This window comes from Streptomyces sp. NPDC048590 (genome assembly GCF_043199535.1).
In the GTDB taxonomy this organism is placed as follows: Bacteria; Actinomycetota; Actinomycetes; order Streptomycetales; family Streptomycetaceae; genus Streptomyces.
In genome coordinates this window covers 134,697-150,454 of the sequence record NZ_JBICWC010000010.1, presented here as the reverse complement: position 1 = coordinate 150,454, position 15,758 = coordinate 134,697, and the positions used below count along the sequence as shown (strand labels likewise).

The window sequence follows — 15,758 nt, the reverse complement described above, 5'->3', positions numbered from 1 at the left end:
CGTCACGTCGAACAAGCGTGTAACTTGCCGGGTCAGAGAGGCCGGGGGGCCTGTTCGGTGTTACGCGGTGCCCGGCGCCGCACACATGGGGGCTTAACCGATGGGCGTGCGGCTCATGGTGGTCGATGACCACAGACTGCTCGCCGAGGCACTCGCCTCGGCGCTGAAACTGCGCGGGCACCGCGTGCTCGCGGCGGCCGCGCCGACGTCCGGGGCCGCCGAACTGGTCGTCAGCAGAGCACCCGAGGTATGCCTCTTCGGTACGGCCTCACCCGCCGAACCCGGCGCGTTCGACCCGATCGTGCGGATCGGACGGGAACGTCCGCAGGTGGCCGTGGTGGTACTCGGACCGGTGCCGAGCCCGCGCGGTATCGCGGCGGCCTTCGCGGCCGGCGCGGCCGGATACGTACGCCACGACGAGCGCATAGAGGGCGTCGAGCGGGCGATGGTCAAAGCCCGCGCGGGGGAGACCGCGATCGCCCCGCAGCTGCTGAGGGGCGCGTTCGCAGAACTGCTGCATCCGGTGGCCCAGCCCGACGACGAGGGCCAGCGGCTGCTGCGGATGCTGACCCCTCGCGAGGTCGAGGTGCTCGTACGGGTCGCCGAAGGCGAGGACACCCGGCTGATCGCGGCCGGCATGGGGATCGCCCCGAGCACCGCCCGCACCCATGTGCAGCGGGTGCTGATGAAACTCGGCGTCGGCTCCCGGCTGGAGGCCGCCGCACTCGCCGCCCGGACCGGGCTGCTGGACCGGGCGGCGGCGGGAACGCCGCGGGGGCCGGACGGCCTCGCGTGAACGCGTGATCGTCCGGCCCCCGCGGGGTGCCGGTCAGCTCTCCGGTGTACCGGGGACCTCCGCCGGCGCCTGGGCCGGCCGCAGCTTCATCCAGATCAGGAAGAACAGCCCGAGGGCCAGCATGGCCAGGCCGGTCCAGAGATTGATGTGGACGCCTTCGGCCTTCTTCAGGTCGGCGTCGGACGGGCTGATGCCGGCGATGGTGACGATCACTCCGTAGACCACGAAGAGACCGCCGATGATCCGCCGGATGTCGAAGAGCCGGGCCGCGGTCGCGGACTTGCGCTCCAGCTCGGAGACCGCGTTGTGGGCTTCTTGTGCGTCGGACATGGTGGGTGCCTCCGATCAGAGCGAGTAGGGCAGGTAGCAGAGGGTGGCGAGGACGATGGCGCCCCAGCCGAGCAGGGCGGGCTTGCGGTACCAGGCGCTGTCGCCCTCCTCGGGCACCTCGTCGGAGTCCGGGGCCTCGGTGCCGTAGACCAGACCGGCGAGCTCCTCCACCGGCTTGGGCGCGGTGAAGAGCGTGACGGCGACCATGACGACCGCGCCGGCGACGAATCCGACGATGGCGGAGACGAAGTTGGCGCCCTGGTCGGACGGGATGTCGATGATGCCCTGCTTGTAGATCACGAAGTAGTTCACCATCGCGGCCGTCGTACCGGCCAGCAGGCCCCAGACGCCGGACTTCATCGAGGCACGCTTCCAGAACATGCCGATGATGAAGACCACGAACAGCGGGACGTTGAAGAACGAGAACAGCGTCTGCAGGTACGTCATGATGTTGGAGAAGCTGGCCGCGATGAACGCGGTGCCGATCGAGGCCAGCACACCCACGGCGGTGATCAGCCGTCCGAAGCGCAGGTAGTACGCGTCGGACTGGTCCTTCTTCACGTACCGCTGCCAGATGTCCGTGGTGAACACGGTGTTGAACGACGAAACGTTGGCGGCCATACCGGCCATGAAGGCCGCCAGCAGACCGGTCACGGCGATGCCGAGCACACCGTTGGGCAGCAGTTCCTGCATCAGCAGCGGGATCGCGTCGTTGTACGTGAGGTCCGAACCGGGCGTGCCGATCTTGGGCACGAGTACGGCGGCGACCAGGCCGGGGATCATCACGGCGAAGACGATGAAGATCTTCGGGAAGGCGGCGATCAGCGGGGTGCGCTGGGCGGCCGACAGGTTCTTCGCGGACAGGGCGCGCTGCACCTCGGCGAAGTTGGTGGTCCAGTAGCCGAAGGACAGCACGAAGCCCAGGCCGAGGATGATCGTCAGCCAGTTGGCGCCGAGCGGGTTGGCGTCACCGATACCGGTGCCGCCCCAGGCGGTCATGAAGTCCGCGCCGTGCTGCTTCGTCAGGGAGCCGCTGAGCCCGTCCCAGCCGCCGACCCGCTTGAGACCCAGCAGGGTCAGCGGGATCAGCGCCGCCAGGATGACGAAGAACTGCAGCACCTCGTTGTAGATCGCCGAGGAGAGGCCGCCGATGGTGATGTAGACGAGGACGAAGAGGCCCGCGACGACGATCGCGACCCACTGCGGCCAGCCCAGGAGCGCCTCCACGACGATCGACAGGGCGTAGAGGTTCACGCCCGCGATCAGGATCGCCGAGAAGGCGAAGAGTATGGAGCTCAGCAGGTGCGCCGACTTGTCGAACCGGTGCAGCAGGAACTCCGGCACCGAGCGGACCTTGGACCGGTAGTAGAAGGGCATCATCACCAGGCCGAGGAAGACCATGGCGGGGATGGCGCCGATCCAGTACCAGTGCACGACCGCGACGCCGTACTGCGCGCCGGTGGCCGCCATGCCGAGGATCTCGGTCGCACCGAGATTCGCCGCGACGAAGGCCAGACCCGTCACCCACGCGGGCAGCGAACGACCGGACAGGAAGAAGTCGAGACTCGTCCTCACACTGGCCCGGGCGGCGAAGCCGATGCCGAGCACCACGACGAAGTAGATCGCCAGGATTGTGTAATCGAGCCCGTTCGTGGGGAGCCGGAGCCCTTCAGCCAGATATTGCATGGGGGGTACTCGCTTCGTTGCGCGAACTGAACCCGTCGGAACCTACGCCTTTGTGTTCAGAAAATGAACAGTTCTCATGGCGTTCTTTGTTTGATCGTGATCGGAAGGGTTGGAATGTCCCCTTGTGTCCCCGTCTTGCGCTCAGATGGGTCACAGGAATCTGCGCCATTGACGGGCCTGTTGAGTTGTGGTTTGTTATGTGCGGTTATGTTTGGAGGGCGTCTGATGGAGGACCCTGGTGAAGAAGACGGTTACGACCCTCGCCGACGGCCGTGAGCTGATCTACTACGACTCCGCCGACGACACCGTCCGCGAAGCCGTCGACCCCCGGCCCCTCGACGCCGTCTCGACGTCCTCGGAGATCCGCCGCGACCCGCTGCTCGGCGACTCGGTGGCCATCGCGTCCCACCGCCAGGGCCGCACCTACCACCCGCCGGCCGACGAGTGCCCCCTCTGTCCCTCGGGCGACGGCCGGCACAGCGAGATCCCCGACACCGACTACGACGTCGTGGTCTTCGAGAACCGCTTCCCCTCCCTCGCCGGCGACTCCGGACGCTGCGAGGTCGTCTGCTTCACCTCCGACCACGACACCTCCTTCGCCGGGCTCACCGAGGCCCAGGCAGCTCTCGTCCTGGAGGCATGGACGGACCGGACCGCCGGCCTCGCCGAGCTCCCGCAGGTCACCCAGGTCTTCTGCTTCGAGAACCGGGGCGCCGAGATCGGCGTGACCCTGGGGCACCCGCACGGCCAGATCTACGGCTACCCGTTCGTCACCCCGCGCACCGAACAGATGCTCCGCTCCATGGAGTCCCACCGCTCCGGGACCGGCCGCAACCTCTTCGACGACGTCCTCGCCCGGGAGCTGGCCGACGGGGACCGCGTGGTCCTGGAGACCGAGCACTGGGTCGCCTTCGTGCCGTACGCCGCGCACTGGCCCTACGAGGTCCACCTGTACCCCCGTCGGCGCGTCCCCGACCTCCGCGAGCTGGACGCGGCCGCGCGGACAGAGTTTCCACAGATCTATCTGGAACTCTTGAGGCGATTCGACCGGATCTTCGGCCCCGGCGAGCCGCCCACCCCGTACATCTCGGCATGGCACCAGGCACCTTTCCGGGTCCCGGGCCGGGAGGAGTTCGGACTTCACCTCGAGCTGTTCACCATCAGGCGGACCACCGGCAAGCTGAAGTTCCTCGCGGGATCCGAGTCTGGCATGTCCGTCTTCATCAACGATGTGCCGCCGGAGGCCGCGGCCCAGCGACTGCGAGAGGTAGCGAGCGAGTGAGCAGCACCAAGAAGTACCTGGTGACGGGTGGCGCGGGATACGTCGGCAGCGTCGTCGCCGCGCATCTGCTGGAGGCCGGTCACACCGTGACCGTCCTGGACGACCTGTCGACCGGCTTCCGGGAGGGCGTCCCGGCGGGCGCCGAGTTCATCGAGGGCCGCATCCAGGACGCGGCCAAGTGGCTGGACGCCTCCTACGACGGGGTGCTGCACTTCGCGGCGTACTCGCAGGTCGGCGAGTCCGTCGTCGACCCCGAGAAGTACTGGGTCAACAACGTCGGCGGCACCACGGCCCTCCTCGCGGCCATGCGCGACGCCGGCGTACGCACCCTCGTCTTCTCCTCCACCGCGGCAACCTACGGGGAACCGGTCACCACCCCCATCACGGAGACCGACCCCACCGCGCCCACCAACCCCTACGGTGCCTCCAAGCTCGCCGTCGACCACATGATCAGCGGCGAGGCGACCGCACACGGCCTGGCGGCCGTCTCCCTGCGCTACTTCAACGTCGCGGGCGCCTACGGAAGCTGTGGCGAGCGCCACGACCCCGAGTCCCACCTCATCCCGCTGGTCCTCCAGGTCGCCCTGGGGCAGCGCGAGTCGATCTCCGTCTACGGCGACGACTACCCGACCCCCGACGGGACCTGCGTCCGCGACTACATCCACGTCGCCGACCTCGCCGAGGCCCACCTGCTGGCCCTCGACGCCGCCACCACGGGTGAACACCTCATCTGCAACCTCGGCAACGGCAACGGATTCTCCGTACGCGAGGTCATCGAGACCGTCCGGCAGGTGACCGGTCACCCGGTCCCCGAAACCGCCGCACCCCGGCGCGCGGGCGATCCGGCAGTCCTCGTCGCCTCCGCCGACACCGCCCGCAAGAGGCTCGGCTGGCAGCCCTCACGTGCCGACCTGGCCGCCATCGTCGCCGACGCGTGGACGTTCGCCCGCCGAGAGGAGCCCACCGCACCATGACCGACAACGCCGAGCTCGCCGCCTCCTTCACCGAGCTGTACGGGACCGTGCCCGAGGGGATCTGGGCAGCACCCGGACGGGTGAACCTGATCGGTGAGTACACCGACTTCAACGGCGGCTTCGTCATGCCGCTCGCCCTCCCGCACCACGCGCGCGCCGCGGTCTCCCGCCGCACCGACGGGCAGCTGCGGCTGCACTCCACCGACGTACCGGGCGGCGTCGTCTCGCTGCGCGTCGACGAACTCACCCCGCGCTCCGGGGACGGCTGGGCCGCCTACCCGGCCGGGGTCGTCTGGGCGCTGCGCGAGGCAGGGCATCCGGTCACCGGCGCGGACATCCAGCTGACCTCGACGGTGCCGGTCGGCGCCGGGCTCTCCTCCTCGGCCGCCCTGGAGGTCGTCACCGCGTTCGCCCTGAACGACCTCTTCGAGCTCGGCCTCACCGCCCCCGAGCTGGCCGTCATCGGCCAGCGGGCGGAGAACGCGTTCGTCGGTGTGCCCTGCGGGGTCATGGACCAGATGGCCTCGGCCTGCTGCACGGAGGGCCACGCGCTCCACCTCGACACCCGCGACCTCACCCCGCGCCAGGTCCCCTTCGACCTGGCCGCGCACGGGCTGCGGCTCCTCGTCGTCGACACCCGGGTCAAGCACGCCCTCGGCGACGGCGCCTACGCGGAACGCCGGGCCGGCTGCGAGGCCGGGGCCCGCGCCCTCGGCATCGCGTCCCTGCGCGACCTTCCGTACGAAGGCCTGGACGCCGCGCTGGAGACGCTCGCGAAGGCCGGCGAGGACGAGTCGGTCGTGCGCTACGTCCGCCACGTGGTGAGCGACAACCACCGGGTCGAGCAGGTCATCGCGCTCCTCGACGCCGGTGACGTCCGTGCCGCGGGCCCGGTCCTCGACGACGGCCACCGCTCGCTCCGCGACGACCTCCGGGTGTCCTGCCCGGAGCTGGACCTCGTGGTCTCGACGGCGAACGCCGCCGGGGCGCTCGGCGCCAGGATGACCGGAGGCGGCTTCGGCGGATCGGCGATCGTGCTGGTGGAGGAGTCCATGGCCGACACCGTCGCCAAGGCGGTGACGGAGGCCTTCACCGCCGCCGGCCACGCCACCCCGGGAATCTTCCCCGCGGTGCCGTCGGCGGGGGCCCGCCGGCTCTCCCCAGCTGTTTGACCAGGATGAACTCGGCGACACCGGGCGGGTAGTCCTCGACCGTGCCGACCACCTCGTACCCCTGCTTCCGGTAGAACTCCGGAGCCTGGAATCCCCAGGTCTCCAGCCGGGAGCGGGTGCAGGACCGGTCGTCGCGGGCGAGGCGCTCCGCCTCGGCGAGCAGCCGGGCGCCGTGGCCGTTGCCCCGGTGCCGTGCGTCGACCCAGAGCAGGTCCACGTGGAGCCAGTAGGCCCAGGTCCGGCCGCTCAGCCCGCCGGCCAGCGCGCCCCGGTCGTCCAGGAGCCAGACCTCCAGCGGGGTGTCGTGCTCGGCCGCGGTGGAACGCAGGGCCCGCAGCTGCGGTGATCCGTCCCAGTTGGCGTCCTGCAGCCGCCGGCCGAGCAGAACACGACGTTCCTTGTCCACTTCTGTCTCAAGGCGGAACATGGACAACACCCTAGACATCCGGGGTGGTCAGTTCCGCGAATCCCCTTCCACCGACCGGCGGCCCCCGTACTCTGATGCTCAGCACCGGTGGGGGCCGGTGTCGTTTCAGGGGATGAGACGGTCGGATGCGGCACCCGGAGAGGGTGGCGGCCGGCACGGCGGCGGCCGTGCGCGGGAAGCCACCCCGATGCTCCGGGTGCCGTGTCCGCAGGGTCCGTCCACCGGGGGGTCGGCCATGACGGGGCGTCCCTGGAGTTCACACAGCATGGGGGTGTCTGTGGCGCGTATCCGGGTTCTGGTGGTCGACGACCACCGCATCTTTGCCGAGTCCCTCGCGGCGGCCCTCGCCGCCGAACCGGACGTCGAAGTGTCCGCGGCGGGCAGCGGCCCGGCCGCACTGCGCTGCATGGAGCGCGCGGCGTCGGAGGGGCGCCGGTACGACGTGATGCTCGTCGACGCCGACCTGGGCATCCTGCCCACAGGCGGTGCGGGATCCGTGCCCGCCCCGCGCGGCGTACCGGCCGCGGAGGGCGGCGGAGGGCCCGTCGACGGCATCTCACTGGTGGCAGGTGTGCGTTCGGGGCAGCCGCACATCCGCACGGTGGTGCTCGCCGAGAGGGACGACCCGCGCCGGGCGGCCGCCGCCCTGCAGGCCGGCGCCTCGGGCTGGGTTGCCAAGGAGTGCTCCCTGCAACGCCTGCTGGCGGTGATCCGGGGCGTACTGCGTGACGAGACGCATCTGCCGGCCGCGCTCCTGACGGGTGTGCTGCGGGAACTCACGGCGGCGCGCAAGCACCGCACCGAGAGCGAGGAGCTCGTGGAGTCGTTGACACCCCGCGAGCGTGAGGTGCTGCGCTGCATGGTGGCCGGGCTGGGCCGCAAGGCCGTGGCGGAGAGGCTCTTCCTGTCCCCGCACACCGTGCGCACCCATATGCAGAACGTGCTGGGCAAGCTGGGGGTCCACTCGACGCTCGCCGCGGTGGCCCTGGCCCGCCGGGCCGGAGTGGGGCCTGCCCCGCTAGCCGGGGATGTTGTCGAACGGGGCGGTCAACTCGCGTAGCAGACCGGCCAGTTCGAGCCGCTGCTGACGCGACAGCTCGCCGAGGATGGCCCGCTCCTGGTCGAGCAGGCCGGCCAGCGACTGGTCCGCCTTGTCGCGGCCCAGTTCGGTCAGCCGTACGAGGACACCGCGCCGGTCGCTCGGATCGGGCAGTCGCTCCACCAGGTTCTTCTTGGTCAGCCGGTCGATGCGATTGGTCATCGTGCCCGAGGTGACCAGCGTCTGGGTGAGGAGCTGACCGGGGGAGAGCTGGTACGGCGCGCCCGCGCGCCGCAGCGAGGTGAGGACGTCGAACTCCCAGGGCTCCAGCTCGTGCTCCGCGAAGGCGATCCTCCGGGCGCGGTCCAGGTGCCGGGCCAGCCGGGAGACGCGGCTCAGGACCTCGAGTGGTTCCACGTCGAGGTCGGGGCGCTCGCGGCGCCATGCAGCGACCAGTCGGTCGACCTCGTCCTCCATGACGATCAGTGTAGAGGGTGCCTCGACATGAAGTCTCTTGAATTCAAGTGTCTTGACATCAAGATAAACTCGGATCGATCCTGGACCCATGACAGCACCCGTCTGGGACCCCCGCCAATACCTGCGCCACGCCGACCACCGCACCCGCCCCTTCCACGACCTCCTGGCACGGATCACCCCCCTCCCGAACGAACCGGAACCCCGGATCGCCGACCTCGGCTGCGGCGCCGGCAACGTCACCACCCTCCTCGCCGACCGCTGGCCCGCCGCACACATCACCGGCTACGACAACTCACCACAGATGCTGGAGAAGGCCCGGACCCACACCCGGCCCCACCTCGACTTCGCCGAGGCCGACGCAGCCACCTGGCAGCCCGCCGAGACCTACGACCTCATCGTCTCCAACGCCCTGCTCCAGTGGGTCCCCGGCCACATCGCCCTCCTCCCCCGATGGCTGGACGCACTCACCCCCGGCGGCACCCTCGCCTTCCAGGTCCCCGGCAACTTCGACGCACCCAGCCACACCCTCATGCGCGAACTCGCCGGATCACCCCGCTGGGCCGGCCGCCTGGGCGGACTCCTGCGCCACAGCGACGCCGTCCACACCCCCGGCGACTACCTGGCACACCTCGTCGCCCCCGGACGGACCGTCGACGTCTGGGAGACCAGCTACCTGCACCTGCTGAAGGGGGAGGACCCCGTCCTCGACTGGGTCAAGGGAACCGGCCTCCGCCCTCTGATCACCGCCCTCGACGACGACCCCCCGGCCCGCGAGGCATTCCTCACCGAGTACCGCGACCTGCTGCGCGCCGCCTACCCGCCCGGCCCGCACGGCACGGTCTTCCCGTTCCGCCGGATCTTCGCGGTGGCCCGCATGGCCGGATGACCGCTCAGAGCCGGTCCAGGGCCTCCAGCGAGATGTCGACGTCGACGGGGAAGGGCACGCCGGTCTTGAGCCGGTCGTGATGAATGCCGGTCAGGGCGTACGCCTTGTTCACCGGGTCCAGCTCGTAGACCCGTACGACCGGGTGCTTGTCGCTGCCGGCCATCTCGACCAGCCAGAAATTCGGAATGCCGGCCGCCGCGTACTTCTGCGGCTTGGTGTCACGGTCCCGTGCCTCCGAGTCAGGGGAGACCACCTCGACGGCGAGAAGCACGTCCCCCGCCTCGAAACGGGTCTGCTCCCGGCTCGTGACCGACTCCGCCCGGACGACGCAGAGGTCCGGCTCCGGGGCGTTGCGCCGGTCGAGGACCACGGTCATTTCCCGCATGACCTTCAGCTCACGAGGAGCGCTGCCGCGCAGCCCGTAAGTCAGCAGGTCGATCATGAGGCTGTGGAAGAGGCGCTGCGGACTCACGAAAACCAGGCTCCCGTCAAGCAATTCCGTGTGCGGCGGGAGATCGGGCAGCGTGAACAGGTCGTCCACGGTGTATCCGTCCTGCGGGGGCACCGGCCAGCGGCTGCTGTGCCCGGTGGTCGGCTCGGCGGTCATGGTTCCTCCCATGGACGGGATCCTGTGCCCTGCCCACCACACTACGGCCGGGAAACGACAAGCGTCATCACAACGGGTGACGGCGCCGGGCCTCAGCTCTTCCGGTGCCCTATCAGCCGCGGCTTCGACTCCAGGTTCTCCAGCCCGTGCCACGCCAGATTCACCAGATGCGCGGCCACCTCCGCCTTCTTCGGCTTCCGCACGTCCAGCCACCACTGCCCCGTCAGCGCCACCATCCCCACCAGCGCCTGCGCGTACAGCGGGGCCAGCTTCGCGTCGAAGCCCCGGGCCTTGAACTCCAGACCCAGAATGTCCTCGACCTGCGTCGCGATGTCACTGATCAACGACGCGAACGTGCCCGTGGACTGCGCCACCGGGGAATCACGCACCAGGATCCGGAAACCGTCCGTGTACGTCTCGATGTAGTCCAGCAGCGCGAACGCCGCCTGCTCCAGCAACTCCCTCGGATGCCCCGCCGTCAGCGCCCCCGTCACCAGGTCCAGCAACTGCCGCATCTCCCGGTCGACCACGACGGCGTACAGCCCCTCCTTGCCACCGAAGTGCTCGTAGACCACCGGCTTGGAGACCCCGGCACGCGCCGCGATCTCCTCCACCGACGTCCCCTCGAAACCCTTGTCGGCGAACAGGGTGCGCCCGATGTCGAGGAGCTGCTCACGCCGCTCCTTGCCCGTCATCCGGACCCGCCGGGCCCTTCGCGTCGGGGTGGGCATGCTCTTGTCACCGCTGGTGCTTCCGTCGGTCGCCACGTCGTCAATCATGCCGCGTCGGCGGCCACGGACTTGCGCCGGGAGGCGATACGCGACTCGTCCGGCCACCGCACGTCATGCGCCCAGCCGAACTTCTCGAACCACCGGATCAGCCGGGCACTCGAATCGATCTGGCCCCGCATCACACCGTGCCGCGCACTCGTCGGATCCGCGTGGTGCAGGTTGTGCCACGACTCACCGCACGAGAGAACCGCCAGCCACCACACGTTGCCCGAGCGGTCACGCGACTTGAACGGCCGCTTCCCGACCGCGTGACAGATCGAGTTGATCGACCACGTCACGTGGTGCAGCAGGGCCACCCGCACCAGCGACCCCCAGAAGAACCCCGTGAACGCACCCCACCACGACCACGTCACCAGCCCTCCCACCAGCGGGGGAATCGCCAGCGACAGGATCGTGAAGCTCAGGAAGTGACGAGAGATCGCACGCATCGCCGGATCCCGCACCAGATCGGGCGCGTACTTCTGCTGCGGAGTCTGCTCCTCGTTGAACATCCACCCGATGTGCGCCCACCACAGGCCCTTCATCAGAGCCGGCACGCTCTCACCGAACCGCCACGGCGAATGCGGATCACCCTCAGCGTCCGAGAACCGGTGGTGCTTGCGGTGATCCGCCACCCAGCGCACCAGGGGACCCTCCACCGCCATCGAACCCGCCACCGCCAGCACGATGCGCAACGGACGCTTCGCCTTGAAGGAACCGTGCGTGAAGTACCGGTGGAAACCGATCGTCACACCGTGGCAGCCCCAGTAGTACATGACCACCAGAAGAGCCAGGTCGAGCCAGCTCACACCGCGCCCCCAGGCCAGCGGCACCGCCGCGACCAGGGCCGCGAACGGCACCACGATGAACAGCAGCAGCGCGACCTGCTCCACCGAACGCTTCTTGTCGCCGCCGAGCGTGCCGGAGGGAAGCGCCGAGCCGCCTGCCGGCGGCAGGCCGTCGTCGATCACATCAGGGCTGGTGGGCATGGGGAGTCCCCCGTGAGGTGAGGAAATATGACGGAATGCGTGGGCTACGGTGCCGTAACCTACGGCAACGTAAGTATGGCAGCGAGGAGGCCCGCGACACGAGAACACCGCCAGGGCACCCCTGTGCGACCCGGCCTCCACCCACTCCTCTACCCCGGATCGGCCCCACCCCCGCAGGGCAGCGAGCACGCCCGCCACCGCGACACCTATCCTGGGGGCGTCGGACAGCGCGGTCCGCACTCTGCATATCCGGGGTGACCCGTCAGCACCGCGAGCGCCCCGGCCCCCCTGACAGACGTGCTCAACCACTGCAAGGAGCCGCACACTGTGAGCAGTGCCGACCAGAACCCCGCCGGAAACCACGAACTGCGGGCCGACATCCGCCGCCTCGGCGACCTGCTGGGCGAGACCCTCGTACGCCAGGAGGGACAGGACCTCCTCGACCTCGTCGAGCGAGTACGCGCCCTCACCCGCGAGGACGGCGAGGCAGCAGCCCAGCTCCTCGGCGACACCGACCTGGAGACCGCCGCACAGCTCGTGCGCGCCTTCTCCACCTACTTCCACCTCGCCAACGTCACCGAGCAGGTCCACCGCGCCCACGAGATGCGCGACCGCCGGTCCGCGGAAGGCGGCCTCCTGGCCCGCACCGCCGACCGCCTCAAGGACGCCGACCCCGAGCACCTGCGCGAGACGGTCAAGAACCTCAACGTCCGGCCCGTCTTCACCGCACACCCCACCGAAGCCGCCCGCCGCTCCGTCCTCAACAAGCTCCGCCGCATCGCCGAGCTGCTGGACACCCCCGTCATCGAGGCCGACCGCCGCCGCCACGACCTCCGGCTCGCCGAGAACATCGACCTGATCTGGCAGACCGACGAGCTCCGCGTCGTACGGCCCGAGCCCGCCGACGAAGCCCGCAACGCCATCTACTACCTCGACGAACTCCACGCCAACGCCGTCGGCGACGTCCTCGAGGACCTCGCCGCGGAACTCGAACGCGTCGGCGTCGAACTCCCCGCCGGAACCCGCCCCCTCACCTTCGGCACCTGGATCGGCGGCGACCGTGACGGCAACCCCAACGTGACGCCCGCCGTCACCTGGGACGTGCTCATCCTCCAGCACGAGCACGGCATCACCGACGCCCTCGAACTCGTCGACTACCTGCGCGGACTGCTCTCCAACTCCATCCGCTACGCCGGAGCCACCGACGAGCTCCTCACCTCCCTCCAGACCGACCTGGAACTCCTCCCCGAGATCAGCCCCCGCTACAAGCGGCTGAACGCCGAGGAGCCCTACCGGCTCAAGGCCACCTGCATCCGGCAGAAGCTCGTCAACACCCGAGAGCGCCTCGCCAAGGGCACCCCCCACCGCCCCGGCTGCGACTACCTCGGCACCACCGAGCTCATCGCCGACCTGGCACTCATCCAGACCTCCCTGCGCGAACACCGCGGCGGCCTCTTCGCCGACGGCCGCATGGACCGCACCATCCGCACGCTCTCGGCCTTCGGCCTCCAGCTCGCGACCATGGACGTCCGCGAACACGCCGACGCCCACCACCACACCCTCGGCCAGCTCTTCGACCGCCTCGGTGAAGAATCCTGGCGCTACGCCGACATGCCCCGCGACTACCGGCAGAAGCTCCTCGCCAAGGAACTCCGCTCCCGTCGCCCCCTGGCCCCCACCCCGGCACCGCTCGACGCCGCCGGCGAGAAGACCCTCGGCGTCTTCCACACCATCAAGCAGGCCTTCGAACGCTTCGGCCCCGAAGTCATCGAGTCCTACATCATCTCCATGTGCCAGGGCGCCGACGACGTCTTCGCCGCCGCGGTCCTCGCCCGCGAAGCCGGACTCCTCGACCTCCACGGCGGATGGGCCAAGATCGGCATCGTCCCGCTCCTGGAGACCACCGAGGAACTCCGCGCCGCCGACGTCATCCTCGACGAGATGCTCGCCGACCCCTCCTACCGCCGCCTCGTATCACTCCGCGGCGACGTCCAGGAGGTCATGCTCGGCTACTCCGACTCCAGCAAGTTCGGCGGCATCACCACCTCCCAGTGGGAGATCCACCGCGCCCAGCGACGCCTCCGCGACGTCGCCCACCGCTACGGCGTACGCCTGCGCCTCTTCCACGGCCGCGGCGGCACCGTCGGCCGCGGCGGCGGCCCCTCCCACGACGCGATCCTCGCCCAGCCCTGGGGCACCCTCGAGGGCGAGATCAAGGTCACCGAGCAGGGCGAGGTCATCTCCGACAAGTACCTCATCCCCGCGCTCGCACGCGAGAACCTGGAACTGACCGTCGCGGCCACCCTCCAGGCCTCCGCACTGCACACCGCACCCCGCCAGTCCGACGAGGCCCTCGCCCGCTGGGACGCGGCCATGGACACCGTCTCCGACGCCGCCCACGGCGCCTACCGCAAGCTCGTCGAAGACCCCGACCTGCCGGCGTACTTCCTCGCCTCCACCCCGGTGGACCAGCTCGCCGACCTGCACCTGGGCTCACGGCCCTCCCGCCGCCCCGGCTCCGGCGTCTCGCTCGACGGCCTCCGCGCCATCCCGTGGGTCTTCGGCTGGACCCAGTCCCGGCAGATCGTCCCCGGCTGGTTCGGCGTCGGCTCCGGCCTCAAGGCACTGCGCGAAGCCGGCCTCGACACCGTCCTCGACGAGATGCACGAGCAGTGGCACTTCTTCCGCAACTTCCTCTCCAACGTGGAGATGACGCTCGCCAAGACCGACCTGCGCATCGCCCGGCACTACGTCGACACCCTCGTCCCCGACGAACTGAAGCACGTCTTCGACCTCATCGAGGCCGAGCACGCCCTCACCGTGCAGGAAGTCCTGCGCATCACCGGCGGCGAGAAGCTGCTCGACACCAACCCGGTGCTCCAGCAGACCTTCTCCATCCGCGACGCCTACCTGGACCCGATCTCCTACCTCCAGGTATCCCTGCTCGCCCGCCAGCGCCAGGCCGCGGCCGCCGGGGAGGAGCCCGACCCGCTGCTCGCCCGCGCCCTGCTGCTGACCGTCAACGGCGTCGCCGCGGGTCTCCGCAACACCGGCTGACCGGCAACACCGGCTGACCCGAACACCGGCCCACCCCGCACGGGAACGCCGCGCGGGTGCGGCCCTGTCAGAGGGCGACGAACGTCGCCGTCAGCAGGACCGCACCCGCGACCCCCGTGCCCCACGCCGTCCGCGTCATCCGCATACCGCCGCCGATCACCAGCGCGGCCAGCACCAACGCACCGCCCAGCGGCACCCACGCATGCAGAAAGCCCGGAGTCCCGGTACGCACCACATCCCCGGACCCGGGCTTCACCACGACGGGGAAACGATCCCCCTTCCTCGCCGCCACCGACCGCTCCACCGTCACCGAGGAACGGTCGGCCGCATCCGCGTCCGGCGAGAAGGACCCCGTGCAGGTGTCCTCACCGCACGACGTCACCACCATCGAGCCGTGCTCCCGCCCCTTGGCCAGGACTATGTGGTGAGCCGTCTCCCACGACGACCACACCCCCGCGACCAGCAGCAACACCACGACACAGCCCGCGGCGAACGTACGGCCATGGGCCACCAGCCGCCGGGAGGAACTCCGCTTCATGGGGGCCGATCCTTGGGCAGAGCACTGCCACCGGTCAACCTGTGGCCGAAAAACGACTGAGAAGCAGCAGGAATGTCAGGAGTTGTACGCCGACTGAGCCCGCTCCAGCCCCTCCGCCAGCAGACACTCCACCGCATCCGCCGACCGGTCCACCAGGAACGCCAGCTCCTTGCGCTCCGCCGACGAGAAATCCTTCAGCACGAAATCCGCCACCTGCATACGACCCGGAGGCCGGCCGATACCGAACCGCACCCGGTGGTAATCCGCCCCCATCGCCTTCGTCATCGACTTCAGCCCGTTGTGCCCGTTGTCACCACCACCGAGCTTCAGCCGCAGCACACCGAAATCGACGTCCAACTCGTCATGCACCGCCACCACATGATCTGTCGGCACCTTGTAGAAGTCCCGCAGAGCCGACACAGGCCCCCCCGACAGATTCATGTACGACATCGGCTTCGCCAGCACCACACGACGACTCAGCGGACCGGGCGGACCGATCCGCCCCTCCACCACCTGCGCCTGCGCCTTCTGCGCCCGCTTGAACTTCCCCCCGATCCGCTCCGCCAGCAGATCGGCGACCATGAAACCCACGTTGTGCCGGTTCGCCGCGTACTCGGGGCCGGGATTACCGAGGCCCACGATCAGCCAGGGGTCGGTGGCGTCGGACATCAGAGCTCGGTCTCCTCGCAGTGCGTACGCACGGATCGTCGGTCAACACGCCGGCACAC

The 15,758-nt window shown here is 69.7% G+C and carries 15 protein-coding genes and 1 pseudogene; 7 read left to right on the top strand and 9 right to left on the bottom strand.

All coding sequences use genetic code 11. The features are described 5' to 3' along the window. The first annotated feature begins 100 nt into the window (after positions 1–100). Positions 101–796 (top strand): LuxR C-terminal-related transcriptional regulator, encoded by a 696-nt coding sequence (locus ACGFNN_RS27420; RefSeq protein ID WP_362540463.1) that lies wholly within the window; start codon positions 101–103, stop codon positions 794–796. A 33-nt stretch (positions 797–829) separates the two neighbouring features. On the opposite strand, the gene ACGFNN_RS27415 is transcribed toward ACGFNN_RS27420, so the two are convergent. Both ACGFNN_RS27415 and ACGFNN_RS27410 read right to left on the bottom strand, forming a co-directional pair. After that, positions 830–1,126, bottom strand: coding sequence for a hypothetical protein (locus ACGFNN_RS27415; RefSeq protein ID WP_393559795.1), 297 nt, complete (start codon positions 1,124–1,126; stop codon positions 830–832). Between the two features lie 15 nt (positions 1,127–1,141). After that, positions 1,142–2,812 (bottom strand): sodium:solute symporter family protein, encoded by a 1,671-nt coding sequence (locus tag ACGFNN_RS27410; protein WP_393559793.1) that lies wholly within the window; start codon positions 2,810–2,812, stop codon positions 1,142–1,144. 238 nt (positions 2,813–3,050) lie between these two features. Between ACGFNN_RS27410 and galT the strand changes: the two genes are divergently transcribed. Genes galT through galK form a run of 3 tightly spaced genes read left to right on the top strand, consistent with a single transcriptional unit; the run spans position 3,051 to position 6,240 of the window. Continuing rightward, positions 3,051–4,094 (top strand): galactose-1-phosphate uridylyltransferase, encoded by a 1,044-nt coding sequence (gene galT / locus ACGFNN_RS27405; RefSeq protein ID WP_393559792.1) that lies wholly within the window; start codon positions 3,051–3,053, stop codon positions 4,092–4,094. Then, positions 4,091–5,068 (top strand): UDP-glucose 4-epimerase GalE, encoded by a 978-nt coding sequence (galE, locus tag ACGFNN_RS27400; protein ID WP_365090834.1) that lies wholly within the window; start codon positions 4,091–4,093, stop codon positions 5,066–5,068. Before galT ends, galE begins: the two co-directional genes overlap by 4 nt. Further along, complete coding sequence (gene galK / locus ACGFNN_RS27395) at positions 5,065–6,240, top strand: galactokinase (RefSeq protein ID WP_393559791.1); 1,176 nt, start codon at positions 5,065–5,067, stop codon at positions 6,238–6,240. The genes galE and galK overlap by 4 nt, the downstream gene beginning before the upstream one ends. Here galK and ACGFNN_RS27390 read toward each other — a convergent pair. Then, positions 6,230–6,667 (bottom strand): annotated as a pseudogene (locus ACGFNN_RS27390) (GNAT family N-acetyltransferase); the annotation flags it as partial. The gene galK and the pseudogene ACGFNN_RS27390 sit on opposite strands and share 11 nt — an antisense overlap. A gap of 265 nt (positions 6,668–6,932) precedes the next feature. Here ACGFNN_RS27390 and ACGFNN_RS27385 point away from each other — a divergent pair. Then, positions 6,933–7,727: a LuxR C-terminal-related transcriptional regulator gene (locus ACGFNN_RS27385; RefSeq protein WP_393559790.1), complete on the top strand. Its 795-nt coding sequence runs from the start codon at positions 6,933–6,935 to the stop codon at positions 7,725–7,727. Here ACGFNN_RS27385 and ACGFNN_RS27380 read toward each other — a convergent pair. Then, positions 7,686–8,183, bottom strand: coding sequence for a MarR family transcriptional regulator (locus tag ACGFNN_RS27380; protein ID WP_362540485.1), 498 nt, complete (start codon positions 8,181–8,183; stop codon positions 7,686–7,688). The two genes, ACGFNN_RS27385 and ACGFNN_RS27380, sit on opposite strands and share 42 nt — an antisense overlap. A gap of 88 nt (positions 8,184–8,271) precedes the next feature. On the opposite strand from ACGFNN_RS27380, the gene ACGFNN_RS27375 reads away from it, so the two are divergent. Further along, positions 8,272–9,069 carry a trans-aconitate 2-methyltransferase gene (locus ACGFNN_RS27375; RefSeq protein WP_393559789.1) on the top strand — a complete coding sequence of 266 codons (798 nt, stop codon included), beginning with the start codon at positions 8,272–8,274 and terminating at the stop codon, positions 9,067–9,069. A 4-nt stretch (positions 9,070–9,073) separates the two neighbouring features. On the opposite strand, the gene ACGFNN_RS27370 is transcribed toward ACGFNN_RS27375, so the two are convergent. The 3 genes from ACGFNN_RS27370 to ACGFNN_RS27360 form a co-directional block, all read right to left on the bottom strand. Further along, complete coding sequence (locus ACGFNN_RS27370) at positions 9,074–9,676, bottom strand: Uma2 family endonuclease (RefSeq protein ID WP_393559788.1); 603 nt, start codon at positions 9,674–9,676, stop codon at positions 9,074–9,076. Positions 9,677–9,768: 92 nt separating this feature from the next. Next, the gene (locus tag ACGFNN_RS27365; protein ID WP_393559786.1) at positions 9,769–10,455 is read right to left on the bottom strand and encodes a TetR family transcriptional regulator; all 687 of its coding nucleotides are present in this window, start codon (positions 10,453–10,455) and stop codon (positions 9,769–9,771) included. Continuing rightward, the gene (locus ACGFNN_RS27360; protein WP_393559784.1) at positions 10,452–11,435 is read right to left on the bottom strand and encodes an acyl-CoA desaturase; all 984 of its coding nucleotides are present in this window, start codon (positions 11,433–11,435) and stop codon (positions 10,452–10,454) included. Before ACGFNN_RS27360 ends, ACGFNN_RS27365 begins: the two co-directional genes overlap by 4 nt. Positions 11,436–11,762: 327 nt before the next feature. On the opposite strand from ACGFNN_RS27360, the gene ppc reads away from it, so the two are divergent. Next, positions 11,763–14,492 (top strand): phosphoenolpyruvate carboxylase, encoded by a 2,730-nt coding sequence (gene ppc / locus ACGFNN_RS27355; RefSeq protein WP_393559783.1) that lies wholly within the window; start codon positions 11,763–11,765, stop codon positions 14,490–14,492. Positions 14,493–14,559: 67 nt separating this feature from the next. On the opposite strand, the gene ACGFNN_RS27350 is transcribed toward ppc, so the two are convergent. After that, a complete protein-coding gene (locus ACGFNN_RS27350) occupies positions 14,560–15,030 on the bottom strand; it encodes a hypothetical protein (protein WP_393559781.1) in 471 nt (156 codons plus the stop codon). Between the two features lie 75 nt (positions 15,031–15,105). After that, positions 15,106–15,699: an aminoacyl-tRNA hydrolase gene (gene pth, locus ACGFNN_RS27345; RefSeq protein WP_393559779.1), complete on the bottom strand. Its 594-nt coding sequence runs from the start codon at positions 15,697–15,699 to the stop codon at positions 15,106–15,108. Between the last annotated feature and the right edge of the window lie 59 nt (positions 15,700–15,758).